Source organism: Nonomuraea jabiensis, from assembly GCF_014204795.1.
GTDB lineage: Bacteria > Actinomycetota > Actinomycetes > Streptosporangiales > Streptosporangiaceae > Nonomuraea > Nonomuraea jabiensis.
In genome coordinates this window covers 1,480,840-1,501,577 of record NZ_JACHMB010000001.1, presented here as the reverse complement: position 1 = coordinate 1,501,577, position 20,738 = coordinate 1,480,840, and the positions used below count along the sequence as shown (strand labels likewise).

Sequence of the window (20,738 nt, the reverse complement as noted above, 5' to 3'; positions counted from 1 at the left end):
TATGGTGTACTACTACGTGTACGGCATAAACAGCAAAGGCGGTCTCTGATGTTCCACTTCCACGTCGCGCCCTCCGGCGACGACTCGGGTCCCGGCTCGGACGGCCACCCGTTCGCCACCCTCGGACGAGCGCGCTCCGCGGCCCGCGAGGCGGCCGGCGGTGCCGTCGTGCACCTCCGGGGCGGGACCCACGTGCTGGCGGAGCCGTTCTCGCTCGGCGAGGCCGACTCCGGGACGGTGTACCAGGCGTACGGCTACGGCACTCCCGAGCAGGAGGAGGCGGTGGTGAGCGGCGGCCGGCCGATCACCGGGTGGCAGGTGCGGGACGGCGTCTGGACGGCGGAGGTCGGCGACCTCGACACCCGCCAGCTCTACGTGGACGGCCGCCGGGCCGAGCGCGCCTGGATCCCCGGCCTGCCCGGCGATGCCCGGGCGACCGACACCGGTTACGTCACGGACGAGCCGCTCGGGTGGCGGAGCCCGGGCGACGTCGAGTTCGTCCACCGGGGCGTCTATCCGTGGACCGAGGCGCGCTGCGGGGTGGCGTCGGTGTCCGGGGACACGGTGGTCACGATGGCGCAGCCGGCGTTCGGGTGGGCCGCCGAGCTGTACAACTCCGTCTGGGCGGGGCAGACGTCGAGCGGCCTGGGGCTGCCGACCAGGGTCGAGAACGACCCGAGCTTCCTGCGCGAGCCCGGGACCTTCGTGCTCGACCGCTCGCGGCCCGGGCGTCACGTGCTGCTCTACCTGCCCCTTCCCGGCGAGGATCCCGCTCGTACGCGGGTGGTGGCGCCGGTCCTGGAGACGGTCGTCAGCGTGGCGGGGGCACGCGACGTGGCGTTCAAGGGGCTGGTGTTCGCGGACGCGACGTGGCTGCGGCCGAGCCGCCCGGAAGGGTTCCTGCACTATCACGGGAACGGCTACTACGAGGGCGGCGGTGTCGAGACGGCGGTGCTCGGCGAGGGCGCGTCCGTGACGTATCCGACCGCGTCCGTGACGATTCCGGCGTGCGTGAGGTTCGAGGACGCGGTAGGGGCGCAGGTCGAGGGCTGCCGGTTCACCCGGCTCGGGGCCACGGGGCTGGGGGTCTCCGGCGGCGCCGAGGTCACGGTGCGGGCCTGCGACTTCGACACCCTGTCGGGCGGCGGCATCGTGATCACCGGGACGCGCAACGCCTCTGTCGAGGACAACAGGGTTCACCACATCGGGCTCGAATTCAGCGGCTCACCGGGGATCGGCGTGACGGGCACGTACGGCTGCGTCGTCGCCAACAACGAGGTCACGGACGTCCCGCACTGCGGCATCACCGTCGGACCGGGGGAGGGCACGCAGGTCCTGCGCAACCTCACCGTGGACACCATGGGGACGTTGGCCGACGGGGGCGGCATCTACCTGTCCGGGGTGCAGGGCGACTCGGCTGACAACCAGGCCCTGGTCCAGGGGAACGTCATCAAGGACACGCGGACGCCGTACAACTTCGGGCTCTACACCGACTACGGCGCCTCGTGGGTGACGGTCGAGGGGAACGTCGTCATGCGGGCCGACAACACCGCCGTCCTGGAGGTCGGGCCGCCGCTGGAGAACGTGGTCTACCGCGGCAACTTCTGGGACGCCGACCCCATCGGCCACGACAACCCGCCGAGCGGGGTCCGCTACGAGGACAACGTGACGATCAAGGACGGCGCCGAGCTGGCCGCCGCCACCGCCGACATCCGGTCGCGGGCGGGGCTCAGGAGATGATCGAGGTGCCGTTGAGGCGGTCGATCACCTCGGTGTGCAGGGTGCCGTTCGTGCAGACCAGGCTGCCGCCCTCCAGGCCCTTCACGCCGGAGACGTCGGTCCACTTGCCGCCGGCCTCCTCGACGATCACCGTGAGCGCCGCCATGTCCCACGGCGACAGCTCGGGCTCGGCCGACAGGTCCACCGATCCCTCGGCGACCATCATGTGCGACCAGAAGTCCCCGTACGCCCGGGTGCGCCAGCAGGCTCGGCTGAGGTCGAGGAAGTTGTCGAGCTTGCCCGTCTTCTCCCACCCGCCGAAGCTGGAGTACGAGAACGACGCGTCCTCCAGGCTCGACACGGAGGACACGTGCATCCGGGACGCCTTCGTCAGGCTCTTGCCGGTCCACGCGCCGCCCTCGGTCGCCGCCCACCACCGGCGGCCAAGCGCGGGGGCCGACACCAGCCCGACGACGACCCGGCCGTACTCCATGAGCGCGATCAGGGTCGCCCAGACGGGGACGCCGCGCACGTAGTTCTTCGTGCCGTCGATGGGGTCGATGATCCACGAACGGGCGCCCCAGCCGGTCTTCCCGAACTCCTCGCCCACCACGGCGTCGCGCGGCCTGGCGCGGCGCAGCGTACCCCGGATGGCCTCCTCCACGGCGCGGTCGGCATCGCTGACCGGCGTCAGATCGGGCTTGGTGTCGACCTTGAGATCGACCGCCTTGAACCGCCGCATGGTCAGGTCGTCGGCGGCATCCGCCATGACGTGCGCCAGCCGGAGATCATCGTTGTAACCCTGCACGATCGCCCACGCTACCGTGTCCGCCATACAGAACATCAGTCACCAACGCCCCTTTTCTGGTAACGGCGTCCATCTCGCGCGCGTCGCCCCCGCCCGGGCCGGTGGAGCGGTGGCGACGACGCGGGGCGGCCGTGGCGCGGGGTGGGATGGCGGTGCGGTGACGACTGCGCGGGGCGGTGGTGCGCCGCCAGGGCGCTCCGTTGCCCGGTGTCCGGCGCTCGGTGCCCGGTGGTGGGGTGCGGGGTGGTGGGGCAGCGGCGGCGCTTTCGAAAGCGCCGGAGCCCGTGCGAAGGGGGCGCTTGGTGGCGGGCGTGCGGGGATGGCTCTGTCAGGGGGTGTCGTCGAGGGTGCCTTCGCGGCTGGAGAGGAGGCGGCGGAGGGATTCGAGGCGGGCGGGCCCGGCGTTGCCGGCGGCGACCCAGGCGTCCAGGGCGCACTCCGGCCCCAGGTGTGTGCAGCCCTTCGGGCAGTCGACCGTGCCCTCCACCAGGTCCGGGAACGCGGCCAGGACCGTTTCCATGGACACGTGGGCCAGCCCGAAGCTGCGCACCCCCGGCGTGTCGATGATCCAGCCGCTCTCCGGCAGCTCCAGCGCCACGGCCGAGGTGGAGGTGTGGCGGCCGCGCCCTGTCACGGCGTTGACCTGGGAGACGGCGCGGTTGGCGTCGGGGACCAGGGCGTTGACCAGGGTGGACTTGCCGACGCCCGAGTGGCCGACCAGGACGCTGAGGCGGCCCTTCAGATGGTCGCGGAGCTCCTCCAGGGAGCCGCCCTTGTGCACGACGACGTGCGGGACGCCCAGCGGCTCGTAGAGGGCCACCAGCTCGTCCGGCGGGGCGAGGTCGGACTTGGTGAGGCAGAGCAGGGTGTCGATCTCGGCGTCGAACGCGGCCACCAGGATGCGGTCGATCATGCGGGGCCGGGGCGGCGGGTCGGCCAGGGCGGTGACGATGACGAGCTGGTCGGCGTTGGCCACGACCGGGCGCTCGATGCCGTCGGTGTCCTCGGTGTCGTCGGCCGAGCGGCGCAGCATCGACGTGCGGGGCTCCACGCGGACGACCCTGGCCAGCGTGTCGGGGCGGCCCGAGACGTCGCCCACGAGGGCCACCCGGTCGCCCACCACGATGCCCTTGCGGCCCAGCTCGCGGGCCTTCATGGCCACCACCAGGCGCCGCTGCGGCTGCTTGCGTTTCTGCGCGGACCCCTTCGGGCGTTCGAGCTCGACCAGCGTCGTGTAGCGGCCGCGGTCCACGGCCACCACGAAGCCTTCCACGGCGTCCTCGTGCGCAGGACGGATCCGGGTCCGCGGCCTGGAGCCCTTGCCCGGCCTGACCCGTACGTCGTCCTCGTCGTACTCCCGCTTCCTCAGCGGTCTGCTCCCATGTCCTCGCTCGCTTTCGTTCGATGACCCGCGCGCTCGCCCCCGGTCAGGCCGGGGACGCGTCGTCGGCCGTTCGGTGCTGATGGGGGATGGGGCGCCGCCGCGGGCAGGCCGGGGTGGCGCCGTGCTGGTGGATCTCTTCCTCGCCGTACGGGCGGCGGACCCTCACAGGCCGCCCTTTTCCGACGTGCCCGGCGTTTTCAGCGCGAAACCCGCGTCCGAGGGCGGCCGCCGGGTCACCGCGCCTCCAGCATGCCGGCCCACATCCGGGCGAACTCCGGCAGGGTCTTGGCGGTCGTCGCGATGTTCTCCACCTCCACGCCGGGCACCCTGAGGCCGATCACGGCTCCGGCCGTGGCCATGCGGTGGTCGTCGTAGCTGTGGAAGGTGCCGCCGTGCAGCGGGCGGGGGCGGATGACCAGGCCGTCGGCGGTGTCCTCGGCGTCGCCGCCGAGCCGGTTGATCTCGGTGGCGAGCGCGGCCAGCCGGTCGGTCTCGTGGCCGCGCAGGTGGGCGACGCCCCGGATGCGGCTCGGGGTGGTCGCGAGCGCGGCGAGGGCGGCGATCGTCGGGGTCAGCTCGCCCACCTCGTGGAGGTCGGCGTCGAGGCCGGTGATCTCACCCGTGGGCCGCCCCGTGACCACCAGGTCGGCCCCGCTTTGGGAGCGGGTCACGGTGGCGCCCATCGCGGTGAGGAGGCCGCGCAGGGCGTCGCCGGGCTGCGTGGTGCGCTCCGGCCAGGTGGGGATCGTCACGGTGCCGCCCGTGACCAGGGCGGCGGCCAGGAACGGGGCCGCGTTGGACAGGTCGGGCTCCACCGTCATGTCTCTGGCCGCGATCGGGCCGGGCTCGACGCGCCACACGTCGGACTCGCTGTCGTCGACCGTGACGCCCACCGCCCTGAGCATCTCCACCGTCATCTCGATGTGCGGCTGCGAGGGCACCGGCGGGCCGACGTGGCGGATCGTGATGCCCTTCTCGAACCGCGCCGCCGTCAGCAGCAGCCCCGACACGAACTGCGACGAGCCCGACGCGTCCAGCGTGACCTCGCCGCCCGCCAGCGGCCCGCTGATGGTGAACGGCAGCGCGTCGTTGTCGATCCTGGCGCCCAGCGAGCGCAGGGCGTCGAGGATGGGGCCCATCGGGCGCTTGCGGGCGTGCGGGTCGCCGTCGAAGGAGACCGGGCCGTCGGCCAGGGCGGCCACCGGTGGGACGAACCGCATGACCGTGCCGGCCAGGCCCGCGTCGATGCTCGCGCCGCCCCGGATCGGGCCCGGCGTCACGTGCCAGTCGACCCCCGCGGCGCTCTCGCCGGCGGGCTCCAGGGTGGCGCCTAGGGCCCGCAGGGCCGAGGCCATCAGGTCCGCGTCGCGGCTGCGCAGTGCCCGGCGCACGACGCCGGGGCCGTCGGCGAGCGCGGCCAGCACGAGCGCGCGGTTGGTCACCGACTTGGAGCCGGGCAGCGGGACGGTGGCGGTGACCGGAGAGGTCGCCGTGGGCGCGGGCCAGTGCGGCGTGGGCGTGGTCGGAGCGGGCATGGTCAAAGAGTACTGGGAGTGGTAGGGCGAGGGTCACAGGCTGTGGACGGCGGCGGGCGTGCCGTCGCGCCTGTGGACAACCCGGTCAACGTCCCGAGGCGGACAGGCGAGCGAAAGCCGTACCGTACGTGGCAGTGTGGGGTCATGTGCGGTAGATACGCGTCGGCGCGCAAGAAGCACGAGTTGCTCGAGGAGTTCGAGGTCGAGCAGGACGGCGACCCCGACAGGGAGCTCGGGGACGACTACAACGTCGCACCGACCAAGAACGTCTACGCCGTGCTGAGCCGGGTGCCCAAGGAGGCCCAGCGGGCGGTGCGGCAGCTCAGAATCGTGAAATGGGGCCTGGTGCCCGCCTGGGCGAAGGACCCGTCGATCGGGTCCCGGCTGATCAACGCCAGGATCGAGACGGTGGCCGAGAAGCCGTCGTTCCGCCAGGCGTTCGCCAAGCGCAGGTGCCTGCTCCCGGCCGACGGCTATTTCGAGTGGATGCCGGTCGAAGGCGAGAAGAAAAAGAAACAGCCGTACTTCATCCATCCCGAGGACGGCGGGGTGCTGGCGATGGCGGGCCTGTACGAGTTCTGGAAAGACCCGTCCCGGGCCGACGACGATCCCCTCAAATGGCTGGTGACCTGCACCGTCATCACCACGGACGCCGAGGACGAGCTCGGCCGCATCCACGACAGGATGCCCATGATGATCGAGCGGGAGCGCTGGGCCGAATGGCTCGACCCCAAGGTCACCGACGTCGCGCAGGCCACGCGGCTGCTGGTGCCCGCCGAGCAGGGGCGGCTCACGGCGTATCCGGTCTCCACGGACGTCAACAACGTCAGAAACAATGGCCCGGACCTCATCAAACCTCTACCGGAAGAGGAAGGAACCGCACTTTTCTAAAGGTGTAAGAAGCACGGTAAGTGGGCATCCGGTGAGGAAAGCGATGCATCCGTTTACTCGGTGTCACCGCCATAAATGCCCCTAATTGCACCGGGCGGGACAACCGGGGAGTCCCAGCCGCGGGTTGCCGTGATTCACCCGGAGGTGCGGATTCGTGGACGTCACGACCGCTCGTGAGCGGCTGGAAGACATGCTCGCGGAACTGGACCGATCGATCGGGGTCCTCCAGGGCGACCCCGTCGCCGTGCGCGAGCACTCGGCGGCCGACGCAGGCTCCGACCTGACCGACGCCGATCGGGCCCAGGCCATGCTGACCGTGGCCACATCACAGCGGCGCGCCGTGGTCGAGGCCATCAAGCGCCTGGAACAAGGCGTGTACGGCCGGTGCGTCGACTGCGCCAAGCCGGTGCCGGAAGGGCGGCTGGAAGCCCGTCCGGAGGCCGCGCGGTGCGTGCAGTGCCAGGGCAAGCGGGAGCGACGCCGCTGAGCGAGCCGGGATGCCGCCGGACACGAAGAACGGCGGCACACCCCTCTACAGCCAGGCGGAGTCAGCTTTTGCGGCAGCTGGCGACCAGATGGATGCCGACCGTGTCGTCGTCGTCCGGATGGGCCTCCAGCTCCGTACGCACCAGGTAGTTGAGCGCGCGCGCGTCGGCCCCGAGCACGTGGTCGACCGTGGACGGCGACAGCACCGTGCGCGGCCGCATCCACTCCACCTCGAGCCCGGCGCCCATCAGCAGCTCGCGCAACTGCCCGCTGCTGAAGCACCGCGTGATGCTGCCGTCCGGCCACGGCACGAGCATGACCTCGCCGGTCTGCCGCAGGTGCTGCCACTGCTCCTGCTCGGCCAGGATCGCCATGCCCAGCACCAGCGAGTCGACGCACACCAGCGCCCGCCCGCCCGGCCGCAAGACCCTGGCCACGTCGCTCATCGCCGACTCGGCCATCAGCTCGATCGACATCACGCGCTCCTCGGCGAGCACGGCGTCCACGCTCGCGTCCGGCAGGAACGCCAGGTCGTCGGCGCGTACGTGCCGGACCCGGTCGGCGTCCCGCAGGCCGGACCGCCCGTCGAGGGTGCGGCGGAAGTCGAGCACCTCGATCACCTTGTGCCCTGCCCTGGCCACCTGGCCGGACCAACGTCCCCGGCCGCCGGAGAGATCGAGGACGACGGAGGGCCGGTCGGGGAGCCAGCGGTTGAGTTGTTCGGCGGCGACGGCGCGGTAGAAGGTCCAGTACGGCCCAAGCGTCCCTGAGCCGTTCAGTTCCTCGGCCGGAATGGGCAGCACACGCGACTCCTGAGTTCCGGGTAAAGGGCTACCAGCCGGTACGTATGGACGTTCCCCGCACCGGGTCCTTCGTACCTTCTATCTTGCGGGAACAGACAAGGGCGCGGGCGTGTTGCGACGAGCATGCTCACTATGGCGAGACCCCTCCCCACTGACCGGCAAGGCACCGGCCAGCGGGTATCCTCCCCTGAGTACGGTGTTCCGCAACAGCCGGCCACCGGTGATCTTAGGGGGGTGGGTCCGGTGCCCGCGACAGGCGCGGAGACGCTGGAGCAGCGAAGCGAGCGATTCGAGCGCGACGTCATGCCGTATCTCGAGCAGCTCTACTCCGCCGCGCTCCGGATGACCCGGAATCCCGCGGACGCGGAGGACCTGCTTCAGGAGACCTTCGCCAAGGCGTTCGCGTCGTTCCACCAGTTCCAGGAGGGTACAAACCTCAAGGCGTGGCTCTACCGGATCCTGACGAACACGTTCATCAACAGCTACCGCAAGAAGCAGCGTGAGCCGAAGCAGTCCGGCACGGAGGAGATCGAGGACTGGCAGCTCGCGCGCGCGGAGTCGCACACCTCCAGCGGGCTGAAGTCGGCCGAGGTCGAGGCGCTCGAGCACCTGCCCGACGGCGACATCAAGCAGGCGCTGGCGGCCCTGCCGGAGGAGTTCAGGATCGCCGTCTATCTGGCCGACGTCGAGGGCTTCCCCTATAAAGAGATCGCCGACATCATGGGCACTCCGATCGGCACCGTGATGTCGAGGCTGCACAGAGGACGCAGGCAGCTCCGGGGCCTCCTTGAGGACTATGCTCGTGAGCGGGGTCTGGTCCCGGCGGAGGGATCGAAATGAGCTGTGGCAACCCGCATGACACCGACTGTCGTGAGGTGCTCGACAAGGTTTACGCCTATCTCGACGGCGAGCTGACCGAGACCGACGTCGTCGAGATCCGCGTGCACCTCGAGGAGTGCAGCCCGTGCCTCCAGGAATACGACCTGGACAAGGCGATCAAGGCGCTCGTGCACAAGCACTGCGGTTGCGACCCGGTCCCCGGCGATCTGCGTTCCAAGGTGCTCGCCCGCATCGCACAGGTGAGAGCGGAGCTGGCCGACTAGGATTCCCCCATGCGCGTGTTGGTCACCGGGGGTGCCGGGTTCATCGGGTCGAATCTCGTCGATCGCCTGCTTGCCGAGGGGCACGAGGTCGACGTGGTCGACGACCTGTCATCGGGGTCCAGGGACAACCTGGCCGGGGCCGCCGCCAGCGGCCACTTCCGGCTGCACGTGCTCGACGTGCTCGATCCCGCGCTGACCGGCCTGGTCGCGGAGCTGCAGCCGGAGGTCGTCTGCCACCTGGCTGCGCAGATCAGCGTGCGCAAGAGCGTGGCCGAGCCCCGGCGCGACGCCCGGATCAACGTCGAGGGCACCGCGTCCGTGCTCGCCGCGGCCCACGAAGGGCGGGCCCGCAAGGTGCTGTTCGCCTCGTCCGTGGCCGTCTACGGCAGGCCGGGCACGATCCCCGTGCCCTCCGACGCGCCCACCGACCCGCGCTCGCCGTACGCCGCGTCGAAGCTGAGCGGCGAGACCTACCTCGCCGCGTTCCGCGCGCTCCACGGCATCGAATACACCACTCTGGTGCTCTCCAACGTCTACGGCCCGCGCCAGTCGCCCGAGGGTGAGGCGGGCGTGGTGTCGATCTTCACCGACGCGCTGCTCAGCGGCACGCCCACGGTCGTCTACGGCGACGGCACCCAGACCCGCGACTACGTCTACGTCGAGGACGTGGTCGACGGCTTCGTCCAGGCGCTCGGGGAGCGCGGCAACGGCCGCAGGTTCAACCTCGGCACCGGCATCCAGACCACCGACCGCCGCCTCCACTCCCTCATCGCCGACGCGGCGGGCGCTCAGGACAAGCCCGGGTTCGCGCCGCCCCGCGTGGGCGACCTGCCCGCGATGGCGGTCGATCCGGTGCCGGCCCACGAAGGGCTCGGCTGGCAGCCGCGTACGGACCTGCCGACAGGTGTGAAGAAAACCGTCGAATGGGCCCGAAATCGTCGCGTGAAGTAGTGGCTTGATTACGCTTTGCTTGCGATTTCCGACTCCGCCCTTGCGGGGACGTCGTCTTCTGTAGCGTTGAACCCCAGAACTCGACGTGGAGGCATGTGGATGTTCAGATCTATGGTCGCCCGGCTGCTCACGGCTGTCGTCATGCTCACTCCTGTGGTCATGCTGATCGCTGGGGGAGTGCTTCCTCCAGGGGTGTCCTGGACCTGATGTCCGTAGGGGGCCGCAATGCGTGATCTGCCGTGGCCCGCAAGGGTCTATCTGGTCGCCGTGATCGGCGCGGCGGTCGCTCTCATGGTGCGCAGCGTCATGGTCTCCGGGGCTCCCGTGGCCCCGGAGGACCTCGACGTCCTGTTGGTGCTCGCCCTGCTGTTCCTGGTGTGCGAGTCGATGCCGACGCTGCTCAACGTGGAGCAGTTCGCGGTGTCGGTCAGCTTCTCCGCCTCGCTGGCGGCGGTGGTGCTGCTCGGGCCGGAAGGGGCGGCGCTGGTGGGGCTGACCGCCATGGTGAGCGTGCGGCCCGGGCTGCCGCTCATCAAGCGCCTGTTCAACGGCGCGCAGTTCGCCATCTGCGGCTACGTGGCCGGGCGGGTCTACGAGGCGCTCCACGGTCAGGTCGGCGTGCCCCAGGTCAACGCGTTCGACGATCTCATCGGCCCCTACGCCGCCGCCATGGCGGTCTTCGTGCCGCTCAACATCGCGCTCACGCTGACCATGATCGGGCTGGCCACGCGGGTGCGGGCCACGGAGGTGCCGCTGCGGGGCATGGCCCAGTTCCTGCTGTCCTATCTCGGCTACGGCACGTTCGGCCTGCTGGTGGCCGGGCTCTGGGCGACCGTGCAGTCGATCTCGGCGGTGCTGGTGCTGCTGCCGCTGTTCGTGGCGCGGTGGGCGTTCGGCCAGTATCACGCGCAGCAGCGCTCGTACGACGCCACGATCGCCGCGCTCTGCCAGGCCGTCGAGACCAAGGACTACTACACCCGGGGCCACTGCACGCGGGTCTCGCTCGCCTCCTCCATGATCGCCCAGGAGATCGGCATGGGCCCCGAGCGGGTGCGGGCCATCCGTTACGCGGGCATGCTGCACGACGTGGGCAAGCTGGGGGTGCCCACCAAGGTGCTGCAGAAGGACGGGCCGCTCACCGAGGAGGAGTTCGCCGCGATCCAGCTCCACCCCATGCGGGGCCTGGAGATCGTACGCGGCATCGGCTTCCTCGACGAGGCCTACGCCGGGATCATGCACCACCACGAGCGCCACGACGGCACCGGCTACCCGATGGGGCTGGCCGGTGACGAGATCCCCGAGTTCGCCAAGGTCATCGCGGTGGCCGACGCGTTCGACTCGATGACCTCCGACCGCTCCTACCGGGGCGCCAGGCCCGTGGGGGAGGCGCTCGACGAGCTGCGCAAGACCTCGGGCACCCACTTCGACCCCGTCATGGTCGCGGCCTTCATCCGCGTGCTCGACCGGGAGCCGTGGCAGCCGCCGCGCAAGGTCGAGGCGCCGCCGCCCGACGAGACCCCGATCAAGGACCACGACGACCCCACCATGCCCATCGAGGTCGTGACCGGGCAATGATCACCACGGAGCGCCCGAGGCGCGCAGAACGCTCCCTGAACACGGTCTTCCGCCGGCTCGACTCCGGCCAGCTGCTGCTCATCTGCGCGGCGGGGCTGGTCGCGATCGCCGGCGTCGCCCACACCGCGGCCGTCGGGCTCGACCGCACGGAGATCGCGGTCGGGTTCGGGGCGCTGATCGCGGTCGGCGAGCTGGCCCGGCTCACCATGCCGGGCAACAGGGAGGTCGCGCCCATCGGCGCCGCCGCCGCGCTGGGCTACACGCTGCTGCTCGACCTCAGCCAGAACCCGCTGCGCCACTCCGCCCTGCAGGTCGTCGCCGTGATCGCGGTCGGCATGGCGGCCGGCGCGCTCCCGCACCTGGCGGTCGGCCGCCCGCCGCGGCTGGACGCGATGGCGCGGCGGCTGCTCACCGGCGCGCTGCTGGCCTTCGCATTCCGCCCGCTGGCCGACCCGCTCTACCTGCTGACCAAGCCGCCGACCAGCACCTGGTGGCCGGCGCTCGCGGTGATGGTCACCCTCATCGCGATCACCCTGCTGATCGACGTGCTGATCGCCGCGCTGCTGCGCGCCGAACGGCTGCGCACCTCGTTCCGGGTGGCCGTGCGCGACGAGGTCAACATGGCCTTCCCGCTGGGCGCGGCCGTCGCCTCGTCGGGCGTGCTGCTCGCGCTGGCCACGCACAGCATGGACCTGGTGGCGCTGCTGGTGTTCGCGGCGCCGCTGCTGGTCACGCAGGTGGCCTTCCGGAAGTACGCCGGGATCCGCGCCACCTACCTGCAGACCGTACGCGCGCTGTCGCGGGTCACGGAGGTCGGCGGCTACGTCGAGCCCGGCCACTCGCGCCGGGTGAGCCGCCTGGCCGTGGCGATCGGCAGGGAGCTGGGCATGTCCGAGCCCGAGTTGCTGGAGCTGGAGTACGCCTCGCTGATGCACGACATCGGCCAGCTCTCGCTGCGCGACCCGATCCCCGGCGGCGCCACCGTCCTCACCGAGCCCGACCAGGCGCGGCGCATCGCCGAGCTGGGCGCCGAGGTGATCAGGCAGACCGGCGTGCTCGACCGGGTCGCCGACGTGGTGCGGCGCCAGTGCGATCCGATCACCGACGACCCGCCCCTGTCGAGCCGCATCATCAAGGTCGCCAACGCCTACGACGACCTGGTGGGGCCCTCGACCGACCGCGACCGCGCCGGGGCCGCGCTGGAGCGCATCCGGCTGTCGTCGGGCAGCGCGTATGATCCCCACGCGATCGAGGCGCTCACCCGGGTGATCGACCGCGGGCGGGTTTAGTTCGTACGGAATTGTGGGGTTCCTACAGATCATGATCGCCGGATCGGTGGTTTAGAGGGAAAGGAGCCGCGGCGGTCGCGGCTTTAGTGTGGTCGGCGTGTTAATTGAGACGCTCGGACCCGTTCTGGTCGCGAACCGAGGGGAGATCGCGCGGCGGGTCATCCGCACGGTCCAGCGGCTGGGGCTGGGTGCCATCGCCGTCCACTCGGAGGCCGACGGGGACCTGCCGTTCGTGCGGGAGGCCGACGAGGCCGTCCTGATCGGCCCGGCCGACCCCGCGCAGAGCTACCTCGACGCCGACAAGGTGCTGGAGGCGGCCCGGGCGACCGGCGCCAAGGCGATTCACCCGGGTTACGGGTTCCTCGCGGAGAACGTCGCGTTCGCCAGGGCAGTGATCGACGCCGGCCTGGTCTGGATCGGTCCCACGCCCGAGGCCATCGACAAGATGGGCGACAAGATCAACGCCCGGAACCTCATGGAGAAGGCCGGCGTGCCGGTCGCCGCGGGCACCCGCGAGCCGGTCACCGACCTGTCGCTGGCACTCAAGGCCGCCGACGCCATCGGCTACCCGGTCATGGTCAAGACCGCGGGCGGCGGCGGTGGCATCGGCATGAGCGTGGCCCACGACGACGAGGGCCTGGCCAAGGCGTTCGAGCAGGCGGCCAGGGCGGCCGCCAGGTTCTCGGGAGACGCGCTCGACGGGCCGGCCGTGCTGCTCGAGCGCTACATCGAGCGGGCCCGCCACGTCGAGGTGCAGATCCTCGGCCTGCCCGACGGCCGGGTCGTGGCGCTGGGCGAGCGGGACTGCTCGGTGCAGCGCCGCCACCAGAAGGTCGTCGAGGAGTCGCCGTCCCCGGGCATCACCCCCGAGCTGCGCGAGCGCATGCTGGCCGCCGCCGTGCGCGCCGGCGAGGCCGTCGGCTACCTCGGCGCGGGCACCGTCGAGTGCCTGGTCGACGCCGACGCGCAGGACTTCGTGTTCCTGGAGATGAACACCCGGCTGCAGGTGGAGCACCCGGTCACGGAGCTGGTCACCGGGCTCGACCTGGTCGAGCTGCAGCTGCGCGTCGCGGCCGGCGAGAGCCCCGAGGTGCGGCCCGCGACCACCGGGCACGCGATCGAGTTCCGGGTCTACGCGGAGGACCCCCGGCGGTTCCTCCCCGGACCTGGCACGATCACCGCATGGGTGGAGCCGGGCGGAGCGGGCGTACGCGTCGATTCCGGTTACGCGGCGGGCAACACGGTCACCCCGTTCTACGACCCGCTGCTGGCCAAGCTCTGCGTCCACGGCGAGACCCGCGCCGACGCGCTGGAGAAGGCGCGCAAGGCGGTGGACGCGTTCGTCGTCGAAGGGCCCAAGAACAACCTGCCGTTCTGTGCGGAGCTGCTGGAAAACGCGGAGTTTGTTACTGGTGTCTATGACACTGGTCTGGTTGGGCGGATGCGGGCCTAAGGTGAGTACATTGATGACAGAGGGGAGTTCCGGTGGCTGAGGTACGCGCTGAGATGGTCGCGAACGTCTGGAAGGTCGTCGTCAAGGAGGGCGACACCGTCTCCGACGGCGACACGCTGGTCATCCTCGAGTCCATGAAGATGGAGATCCCGGTGCTCGCCGAGGAGAACGGCGTCGTGGCCCAGCTCAAGGTGTCCGAGGGCGACGTGATCCAGGAAGGCGACCTGATCGCCGTCATCCAGTAGATCGCTGTGTCCTAGCCAGGAACTTGGCGCGGTCGACGACGACGCGTTCGATGGTGCCGCGGCCCACGACGGCGTGCTTGTCGTGGGCCTCGAAGGCGAAGACCAGCCGCCGCCCGTCGACCTCGGTGAGCTCGACGCCGACCTGCACGTGCGTGCCCAGCGGGCTCGCGGCCAGGTGTTCGAGCTCGACCCTGGTGCCGACCGACGTCTCGCCCGGCGCGAGGTGCTTCTCCACGGCCTGTACGGTCGCCGCCTCGGCCAGCGCGAGCAGCCGCGGCGTGGCGAGCACCGGCACGTCCCCGCTGCCGACCTTCTTCGCGGTGTCCGACATCTCGACCATGATGAGCAACTGGGCACGCAGGCCCGGAGCGAGCGTCATGGGGTCAGCCTACGGCGGTCACGCCTGTCCAATGGGTCAGCTGACTTCCCAGAAACGCGGACAAGTGCGGGCATAAGGCCCCAGGATAGGGTGTGTACGGCTTAAGACATTTGAGTGGCATGTGAGACAGGTGGGTCGTACACTCTCTGAGTTCCGTGACCACTGTGTGACCTGTCCGCGACGAAAGTTCGCTTTGTTGGAGAGCCGCGGGGTGCAAGAGGTTACAGGTGTAGGGGGGTAACGGGGGAGTCATGGTGGCCCAAGGAACGACGCTGGCGGGGCGGTATCGGCTGGATACCCGCATCGGCGCCGGCGGCATGGGCGAGGTGTGGCGCGGAGAGGACATCGTCCTTGCCCGCACCGTCGCCGTCAAGGTGCTGCTTCCCGGCCGTACGCAGGACCCCGGGTTCGTCGCTCGCTTTCAGGGGGAAGCGCGGGCGATGGCCACGATCAACCACGGCGGCGTCGTCGACGTCTACGACTACGGCGTCAGCGGCGACACCGTCTACCTGGTGATGAAGTTCGTCGACGGCGAGCCGCTCGACCGGCTGCTGGCCAGGCTGGGCCGGATCCCGCCGCAGGCGGCCATGGAGCTGATCGCGCAGGCCGCGTCGGCGCTCCAAGCCGTGCATGATCAGGGGATCGTGCACCGCGACGTCAAGCCGGGCAACCTGCTCGTGCAGCGCGACGGCACGCTGGTGCTGACCGACTTCGGCATCGCCCGCTCCGACCTGGCCAACCGGCTGACCGACGCCGGCATGGTGCTCGGCACGGCCGCCTACTGCGCCCCCGAGCAGGCCGAGGGCGCCCCTGTCACGCCCGCGGTCGACATTTACGCGCTCGGCGTGGTCGCGTACGAGTGCCTGGTGGGGCAGCGGCCGTTCGACGGCGACAGCGCGGTCACGATCGCGCTCAAGCACATCCGCGAGGCCCCGCCGCCGCTGCCGGCCGACATCCCCCAGGCCGTGCGCACGCTGGTCGAGGTCGCGCTGTCGAAGGACCCGGCCAGGCGCTTCCCGACCGCCAGGGCCATGAGCGAGGCGGCCAAGGCCATCGCGAGCGGGCAGACGCCCGCCCCGATCCCCGAGCAGCCGATGCTGAACACCGGGGCCACCATGGCGCCGCCGGCGGAGGCGTACCAGACGGGCGCCCATCAGGCGCGTCCCGCCGAAGAGACGACGACCATGGCCGACCGGCGCCCGGGTGGCCGCCGCGCGGCCAAGGCGCCGCGCAGGACCGGCCTCATCGCGGGCATCGCCGTCGCGGCGGTGCTCGGCGCGGGCGCCACCGCGATCGCGCTGACGGGCATGACCCCCGAGCCCGTGCCGACGAGCACCACCTCTCCGGTGGCCGACGGGTCGCAGAGCAGCCCCAAGCCTCCCAAGAAGCCCACCAAGACCCACTCGGAGGAGCCGACTCCGGACCCCGAGCCGACGACCACGAGGCCCAGGCCGACGGAGAGCGAGGAGCCCACGCCGCCGACGAAGACGCCGACCAGGACCCCCTCCAGCACGCCGAGCGTCACCAAGACGCCGACCAAGACCCCAACGAGCACCCCGACGCCGACCGTCAAGAGGGCACGCGTGCCCAAGGTGATCGGGATCCCGTTCCTGAAGGCACAGGAGATGGTCGAGGCGGCGGGCTTCGAGGAGATCATCCCCGACGACCGGACCTCCACCTCCAACGGCATGCGCTGTGGCAAGGTCAGCCAGACCGCGCCGGGCGGGGGGACGGTACAGGACGTGACCAAGCCGGTCACGCTGGTCATCGTCGACGGCGTCTGCCCGGAGGACAGCACCGGCAGCCCCTCGCCCAGCGCCACGCCGAAGTCGTAGCTCTCACACCCCCGTGGTGCTGCGGGGGTAGGCGATCTGCGGGTCGGTGGCGATGTTCACCATGTACGGGATGCCGGAGTCGAACGCCCGGCGCAGCGCCGGCCCGATCTCCGACGGCTTGGTGACCAGCTCGCCGCCTCCGCCCAGCGCGGTCACGACCTGGTCGTAGCGGCACTGCGGCTGGAGCTCGGCGGCCACGTCGTAGCCGTACAGGAGCTGCATGGGGTGCTTCTCCAGGCCCCAGATGCCGTTGTTGCCGCAGATCATGACGACGGGCAGCCTGTGGCGGACGAGGGTGTCGACGTCCATGAGGGAGAACCCGGCGGCGCCGTCGCCCAGCAGCAGCACCACCTGCGAGGACGGCCTGGCCAGGCGGGCGGCGACGGAGTAGCCCAGGCCGGTGCCGAGGCAGCCGTACGGGCCGGGGTCGAGCCAGTTGCCCGGCTGCTTCGGCTCGACGTACTTGCCCGCGTAGGAGACGAAGTCGCCGCCGTCGCCGATCACCACGGCGTCGTCGGCCAGGACCTTGCCCAGCTCGCCGTACACGCGCATGGGGTGGATCGGGTCGGAGTCGGAGGCCAGCAGCTCGGCGTCGCCCGCGATGGCCGCGGCGGCCGTGTCGGCCAGCTTCGACACCCAGGAGGCGTACGCGTCGGGCTTGACCCCGGCGTCGCCGCAGGCGGTGCCGAGGCTCCAGAGCACCACGGACAGGTCGCCCGCGGCGGACGCGGCGGGCTGCATGTGGGTGGCCAGCTGCGAGGGCGCGTCGGCGATGTGCACGACGCGGGCCAGCGCGTCCTGGTTGCCGAACCAGCCGAAGTTCAGGCGGAAGTCGAGCGGCGTGCCGATCACGATGACCAGGTCGGCCTGCTTGAAGGCCAGGCTGCGGGCCCGCGTGACCAGCAGCTCGTGGCCCGAGGGCAGGATGCCGCGGCCCTGGCCGTTGGGGATGACCGGCAGCCGCCACGTCTCGGCGAAGTCGCGGGCGGCCTCCTCGGCCCGATCCATCCACACGTCGGACCCGTAGACCAGCACGGGCCGCTCGGCCTCGGCCAGCAGCCGCGCGATGGCGGCCAGGTCGTCGGGGTCGGGCTCGAGCGGCGACGGCGTCTGCGTCCGCACCTCGTGCGCCGGCGAGGGGGAGAACAGGTGGTCCATGTAGAAGTCGAGGAAGACCGGGCCGCGGTGGGGCGCGACCGCGGTGCGGAAGGCCATCTCGACGTCCTGGCCGACGGACTCGGCGTCGGTCGCGGTGAACGACAGCTTGGTGATCGGCTTGAGCAGCGGGGGGTGGTCCAGCTCCTGGAGGGCGCCGCTGCCCCAGCGCGACTGGGGCGCCCGGCCGCCCATGACGACGACGGGGGAGCCGTTGAAGTGGGCGGTCGCGACGCCGCTGACGCCGTTGGTGATGCCGGGGCCCGCGGTCAGCACGGCCAGGCCCGGTTTTCTCGTCAGCCGGGCCGTCGCCTCGGCGGCGAAGACCGCGCTCTGTTCGTGGCGTACGTCGAGGATGCGCATGTCCTCGTGTACGGCGCCGTCGTAGAGAGGGAAGACGTGCCCTCCCGAGAGCGTGAACATGGTCTCGACGCCGTAGGCCTTGGAAACGGCGACAGCGGCGTCACCGGCGTGCTTCGCAGACTCCATGCCGGGGAACTTACCAACCAGTCACCAGAGTAAACAGATCCTAAGGATCTTCAGTCGCAGCAGACGGACACCCTGCCCTTCGGCGCCCTCACGACGATCTTCCGCGGTGACGTGAGGCTCTGATTGACGTCGATCTTGGTGTCGGCCCCCTCCGCCGTCACCTGGTAGACCGTCCTCGGAAGGTCCAGGTTGACGTCGCCCGCCGTCCGCACCACCGCGTTGACGGTCGTGGGGGCGCTGACGAACCACAGGTCGACGTCCCCCGAGCCGATCTCCACGTCGGCCGCCTCGACGTCGAGGTCCCTGGCATCGACGTTGCCCGTCCCGCTCCTGACCCAGAGGGTGCCGGAGAGGCTGTTGACCTCGACGTCGCCGGCGACGGAGGACAGGCGCAGCTTGCCGAAGAGGTCGCTGACGGTGAGCCTGCCCTTGCCCGTGCCGGCCTCGACGTCGGTCTCCGGGGGTACGTAGATCACGTAGTCGGCCCAGCAGAGGGGACCGTTCGGCTGGTCCTCACCCGGGCAGACGGCGTCGAGCCGCAGGGTGCTGGATCGGACGTCCCAGTCCTCGGTGACGGCCGGCCGGTCCCTCGACCAGCGCAGCGCCCTCACGATGAGCAGCTCGCCCGCCCTGCCCGGCTGGATGGTCAGGTTGACCTGGGTGCCCTTGCCCGCCTTGATGCGTACGTCCTTGTGCTCGAACGCGATGGACCTCAGCGTGGTCTCCTCCGGCATCCTGGCCCGCGCGAACCCGCGCCAGAGTCCCGCGGTGGAGAGCAGCAGCGCGATCGCGGTCGCCAGCGCGCCCGCCGCCAGCCAGGCGGCTCTCACGGCAAGCTCCTGATCTTGAGGAACTGCAGGACGGCGAGCACGCGCCGGTGGTCGCCCTCGGCCGGAGACAGGTCGAGCTTGCTGAAGATGTTGCCGATGTGCTTGCCGACGGCCCCCTCGCTGAGCACCAGGGACTGGCCGATGCCGGCGTTGGAACGGCCCTCGGCCATCAGCTTGAGCACCTCGTGCTCCCTGGGCGTGAGCCGTTCGAGCGGGTCGCTGTTGCCGCGCAGCAGGAGCTGGGCCACGACCTCGGGGTCGAGCGCGGTGCCGCCGGCGGCCACCCTGCGCAGCGCGTCGATGAACTCCGTCACGTCCGCCACCCGGTCCTTGAGCAGGTAGCCGACCCCGCCCGTCGCGGCCGAGGCGAGGAGCTGGGCGGCGTAGCGCTCCTCGACGTACTGCGAGAGCACCAGGACGGCCAGGCCCGGCTGCTGGCGGCGCAGCACGAGCGCGGCCCGCAGGCCCTCGTCGGTGTGCGTGGGCGGCATCCTGACGTCCGTGATGACCAGCTCGGGCTTGTGCTCCGCGGCGGCGCGCAGCAGCCCTTCGGCCTCGTCCACGGCCGCCACCACCTCCATGCCGGCGGCGTCCAGGAGCCTGATCAGCCCCTCGCGCAGCAGTACGGAATCCTCCGCGAGCACTACTCGCACGGCAGCTCCACCTCGATCGTCGTAGGGCCGCCCAGCGGGCTGGACAGCCGGAGCGACCCGTCCACCGAGTCGATCCGCTGGGCCAGGCCGCGCAGCCCCGTGCCGCCGTCCAGCCGGGCTCCGCCGCAGCCGTCGTCGTACACGAGCACGTGCAGGCGCTCGCGCTCGCGCCGCACGCTCACCTCGGCCTTGGTGGCCGCCGCGTGCTTGGCGATGTTGGTCAGTGCTTCGGACACGATGAAGAACGCCACCGCCTCGATGGTCGGAGTGGCACGCCGCTCGATGTCGACGTGGAGTTTCACGGGGAACGGCGCGCGGGCGGCCACGCCGGACAGCGCCGCGTCCAGGCCCTGGTCGTTCAGCACGGCCGGATGCAGGCCCCGTACGAAGTCGCGCAGCTCCTTGAGCGCCTGCTTGGCCTCCTCGTGCGCCTGCTCGATGGCCTCGCGGGCCGGCTCGGGCAGGTCGGTCAGGGTGGCCCTGGCCAGGCCGAGGTTCATGGCGAGGGAGACGAGCCGCTGCTGGGCGCCGTCGTGCAGGTCGCGCTCGATCCTGCGGCGCTCGGCGTCGGCCGCGTCGATCACTCCGGCCCGGCTCTCCGTCAGCGTCTCGATCCGCTGGCCCAGCTCCGAACGGCTGGGCCCGAGCAGCGTATGCGCCACCGACAGGTCCAGCGCCGCCATGCCGCGCGCCAGGACCGGCGCGAGCAGCAGGAGCATGAGCCCGATCGCTATGTAGATCGCCACGACCCTGCCGTCCCTGAGGTCGAACGTCTCGAACTCCATCGGCGGCGACTGCAACTTCTGCGGCAGGAACGACATCAGCCCTACGATCGCCCCTCCCCACGCCAGCCCCACCAGCACCGCGGCCACGAATCCCACGAACGGCGACAGCAGGTGGTAGCCGATCTGCCGCCACGTGGCCGGGCTGCGCCAGCTGCTCGGGGAGCGTACGGGCGGGATGCGCGCACCCAGGAACGCCTCGAACCTGGAGCGCTGCACGCCCGTGAACAGCGGCACGCTCCGCATCAGCAGGCGCGGCCACACGAGCAGGACGAGCGTCAGCCCGCCGAGCAGCACGGCGACCGGGAGACCGATCATCACGTGGGCCGTGTCGAGCCACGCCCGCGCCGACCACGGACGGGGGACTTTCATG

General features: G+C 71.1%; 20 protein-coding genes. 11 read left to right on the top strand and 9 right to left on the bottom strand.

Annotated elements, in window-relative coordinates:
- The first annotated feature begins 48 nt into the window (after positions 1–48).
- Positions 49–1,740: a right-handed parallel beta-helix repeat-containing protein gene (locus tag HD596_RS06365; protein ID WP_185068378.1), complete on the top strand. Its 1,692-nt coding sequence runs from the start codon at positions 49–51 to the stop codon at positions 1,738–1,740.
- Here the strand turns inward: HD596_RS06365 and hisN are convergent.
- The 3 genes from hisN to aroA all read right to left on the bottom strand — a co-directional run bounded on the left by hisN (position 1,730) and on the right by aroA (position 5,446).
- Entirely contained in the window at positions 1,730–2,563 is an 834-nt protein-coding gene (gene hisN, locus HD596_RS06360) for a histidinol-phosphatase (RefSeq protein ID WP_376775823.1), read from the bottom strand. The genes HD596_RS06365 and hisN overlap by 11 nt on opposite strands.
- 292 nt (positions 2,564–2,855) lie before the next feature.
- Positions 2,856–3,896 (bottom strand): ribosome small subunit-dependent GTPase A, encoded by a 1,041-nt coding sequence (rsgA, locus tag HD596_RS06355; RefSeq protein WP_185078315.1) that lies wholly within the window; start codon positions 3,894–3,896, stop codon positions 2,856–2,858.
- A gap of 248 nt (positions 3,897–4,144) precedes the next feature.
- Entirely contained in the window at positions 4,145–5,446 is a 1,302-nt protein-coding gene (gene aroA, locus HD596_RS06350; RefSeq protein WP_185068377.1) for a 3-phosphoshikimate 1-carboxyvinyltransferase, read from the bottom strand.
- A 144-nt stretch (positions 5,447–5,590) separates the two neighbouring features.
- On the opposite strand from aroA, the gene HD596_RS06345 reads away from it, so the two are divergent.
- Positions 5,591–6,337 (top strand): SOS response-associated peptidase, encoded by a 747-nt coding sequence (locus HD596_RS06345; protein WP_185068376.1) that lies wholly within the window; start codon positions 5,591–5,593, stop codon positions 6,335–6,337.
- Between the two features lie 154 nt (positions 6,338–6,491).
- Complete coding sequence (locus HD596_RS06340; RefSeq protein ID WP_185068375.1) at positions 6,492–6,824, top strand: TraR/DksA family transcriptional regulator; 333 nt, start codon at positions 6,492–6,494, stop codon at positions 6,822–6,824.
- A 61-nt stretch (positions 6,825–6,885) separates the two neighbouring features.
- On the opposite strand, the gene HD596_RS06335 is transcribed toward HD596_RS06340, so the two are convergent.
- A complete protein-coding gene (locus HD596_RS06335; protein ID WP_185068374.1) occupies positions 6,886–7,626 on the bottom strand; it encodes a class I SAM-dependent methyltransferase in 741 nt (246 codons plus the stop codon).
- Between the two features lie 234 nt (positions 7,627–7,860).
- Between HD596_RS06335 and HD596_RS06330 the strand changes: the two genes are divergently transcribed.
- The 7 genes from HD596_RS06330 to HD596_RS06300 all read left to right on the top strand — a co-directional run bounded on the left by HD596_RS06330 (position 7,861) and on the right by HD596_RS06300 (position 14,242).
- Positions 7,861–8,466, top strand: coding sequence for a sigma-70 family RNA polymerase sigma factor (locus HD596_RS06330; protein ID WP_173526616.1), 606 nt, complete (start codon positions 7,861–7,863; stop codon positions 8,464–8,466).
- 35 nt (positions 8,467–8,501) lie between these two features.
- A complete protein-coding gene (rsrA, locus tag HD596_RS06325; RefSeq protein ID WP_376775822.1) occupies positions 8,502–8,729 on the top strand; it encodes a mycothiol system anti-sigma-R factor in 228 nt (75 codons plus the stop codon).
- A gap of 9 nt (positions 8,730–8,738) precedes the next feature.
- The gene (locus HD596_RS06320; RefSeq protein WP_185068372.1) at positions 8,739–9,680 is read left to right on the top strand and encodes an NAD-dependent epimerase/dehydratase family protein; all 942 of its coding nucleotides are present in this window, start codon (positions 8,739–8,741) and stop codon (positions 9,678–9,680) included.
- Positions 9,681–9,905: 225 nt separating this feature from the next.
- A complete protein-coding gene (locus tag HD596_RS06315; protein ID WP_185068371.1) occupies positions 9,906–11,255 on the top strand; it encodes an HD-GYP domain-containing protein in 1,350 nt (449 codons plus the stop codon).
- Positions 11,252–12,544, top strand: a complete 1,293-nt coding sequence (locus tag HD596_RS06310; protein WP_185068370.1) for an HD-GYP domain-containing protein — start codon at positions 11,252–11,254, stop codon at positions 12,542–12,544. The genes HD596_RS06315 and HD596_RS06310 overlap by 4 nt, the downstream gene beginning before the upstream one ends.
- Positions 12,545–12,641: 97 nt before the next feature.
- Positions 12,642–13,997, top strand: a complete 1,356-nt coding sequence (locus tag HD596_RS06305; RefSeq protein ID WP_313042981.1) for an acetyl-CoA carboxylase biotin carboxylase subunit — start codon at positions 12,642–12,644, stop codon at positions 13,995–13,997.
- Between the two features lie 32 nt (positions 13,998–14,029).
- Positions 14,030–14,242, top strand: coding sequence for a biotin/lipoyl-binding carrier protein (locus tag HD596_RS06300; RefSeq protein ID WP_185068368.1), 213 nt, complete (start codon positions 14,030–14,032; stop codon positions 14,240–14,242).
- Here the strand turns inward: HD596_RS06300 and HD596_RS06295 are convergent.
- Positions 14,232–14,621 carry a thioesterase family protein gene (locus HD596_RS06295; RefSeq protein WP_185068367.1) on the bottom strand — a complete coding sequence of 130 codons (390 nt, stop codon included), beginning with the start codon at positions 14,619–14,621 and terminating at the stop codon, positions 14,232–14,234. The genes HD596_RS06300 and HD596_RS06295 overlap by 11 nt on opposite strands.
- Positions 14,622–14,872: 251 nt before the next feature.
- Here HD596_RS06295 and HD596_RS06290 point away from each other — a divergent pair, with 251 nt between their 5' ends.
- Positions 14,873–16,456: a serine/threonine-protein kinase gene (locus HD596_RS06290; protein ID WP_185068366.1), complete on the top strand. Its 1,584-nt coding sequence runs from the start codon at positions 14,873–14,875 to the stop codon at positions 16,454–16,456.
- Between the two features lie 3 nt (positions 16,457–16,459).
- Here the strand turns inward: HD596_RS06290 and HD596_RS06285 are convergent, their stop codons facing one another.
- Genes HD596_RS06285 through HD596_RS06270 form a run of 4 tightly spaced genes read right to left on the bottom strand, consistent with a single transcriptional unit; the run spans position 16,460 to position 20,737 of the window.
- Positions 16,460–18,100: an acetolactate synthase gene (locus HD596_RS06285; protein WP_185068365.1), complete on the bottom strand. Its 1,641-nt coding sequence runs from the start codon at positions 18,098–18,100 to the stop codon at positions 16,460–16,462.
- A gap of 50 nt (positions 18,101–18,150) precedes the next feature.
- Positions 18,151–18,930, bottom strand: a complete 780-nt coding sequence (locus HD596_RS06280; protein ID WP_185068364.1) for a DUF4097 family beta strand repeat-containing protein — start codon at positions 18,928–18,930, stop codon at positions 18,151–18,153.
- Positions 18,927–19,583, bottom strand: coding sequence for a response regulator (locus tag HD596_RS06275; protein WP_185068363.1), 657 nt, complete (start codon positions 19,581–19,583; stop codon positions 18,927–18,929). The genes HD596_RS06280 and HD596_RS06275 overlap by 4 nt, the downstream gene beginning before the upstream one ends.
- Entirely contained in the window at positions 19,574–20,737 is a 1,164-nt protein-coding gene (locus HD596_RS06270) for a sensor histidine kinase (protein WP_185068362.1), read from the bottom strand. The genes HD596_RS06275 and HD596_RS06270 overlap by 10 nt, the downstream gene beginning before the upstream one ends.
- Between the last annotated feature and the right edge of the window lies 1 nt (position 20,738).

Excerpts from the sequence above, each read along its gene's own strand:
- HD596_RS06295 (WP_185068367.1), bottom strand. The coding sequence starts at position 14,621 with ATGACGCTCGCTCCGGGCCTGCGTGCCCAGTTGCTCATCATGGTCGAG.
- HD596_RS06310 (WP_185068370.1), top strand. The coding sequence starts at position 11,252 with ATGATCACCACGGAGCGCCCGAGGCGCGCAGAACGCTCCCTGAACACG.
- hisN (WP_376775823.1), bottom strand. The coding sequence starts at position 2,563 with ATGTTCTGTATGGCGGACACGGTAGCGTGGGCGATCGTGCAGGGTTAC.
- HD596_RS06290 (WP_185068366.1), top strand. The coding sequence starts at position 14,873 with ATGGTGGCCCAAGGAACGACGCTGGCGGGGCGGTATCGGCTGGATACC.
- HD596_RS06320 (WP_185068372.1), top strand. The coding sequence starts at position 8,739 with ATGCGCGTGTTGGTCACCGGGGGTGCCGGGTTCATCGGGTCGAATCTC.
- HD596_RS06365 (WP_185068378.1), top strand. The coding sequence starts at position 49 with ATGTTCCACTTCCACGTCGCGCCCTCCGGCGACGACTCGGGTCCCGGC.
- HD596_RS06270 (WP_185068362.1), bottom strand. The coding sequence starts at position 20,737 with ATGAAAGTCCCCCGTCCGTGGTCGGCGCGGGCGTGGCTCGACACGGCC.
- aroA (WP_185068377.1), bottom strand. The coding sequence starts at position 5,446 with ATGCCCGCTCCGACCACGCCCACGCCGCACTGGCCCGCGCCCACGGCG.
- HD596_RS06315 (WP_185068371.1), top strand. The coding sequence starts at position 9,906 with ATGCGTGATCTGCCGTGGCCCGCAAGGGTCTATCTGGTCGCCGTGATC.
- HD596_RS06345 (WP_185068376.1), top strand. The coding sequence starts at position 5,591 with ATGTGCGGTAGATACGCGTCGGCGCGCAAGAAGCACGAGTTGCTCGAG.
- HD596_RS06285 (WP_185068365.1), bottom strand. The coding sequence starts at position 18,100 with ATGGAGTCTGCGAAGCACGCCGGTGACGCCGCTGTCGCCGTTTCCAAG.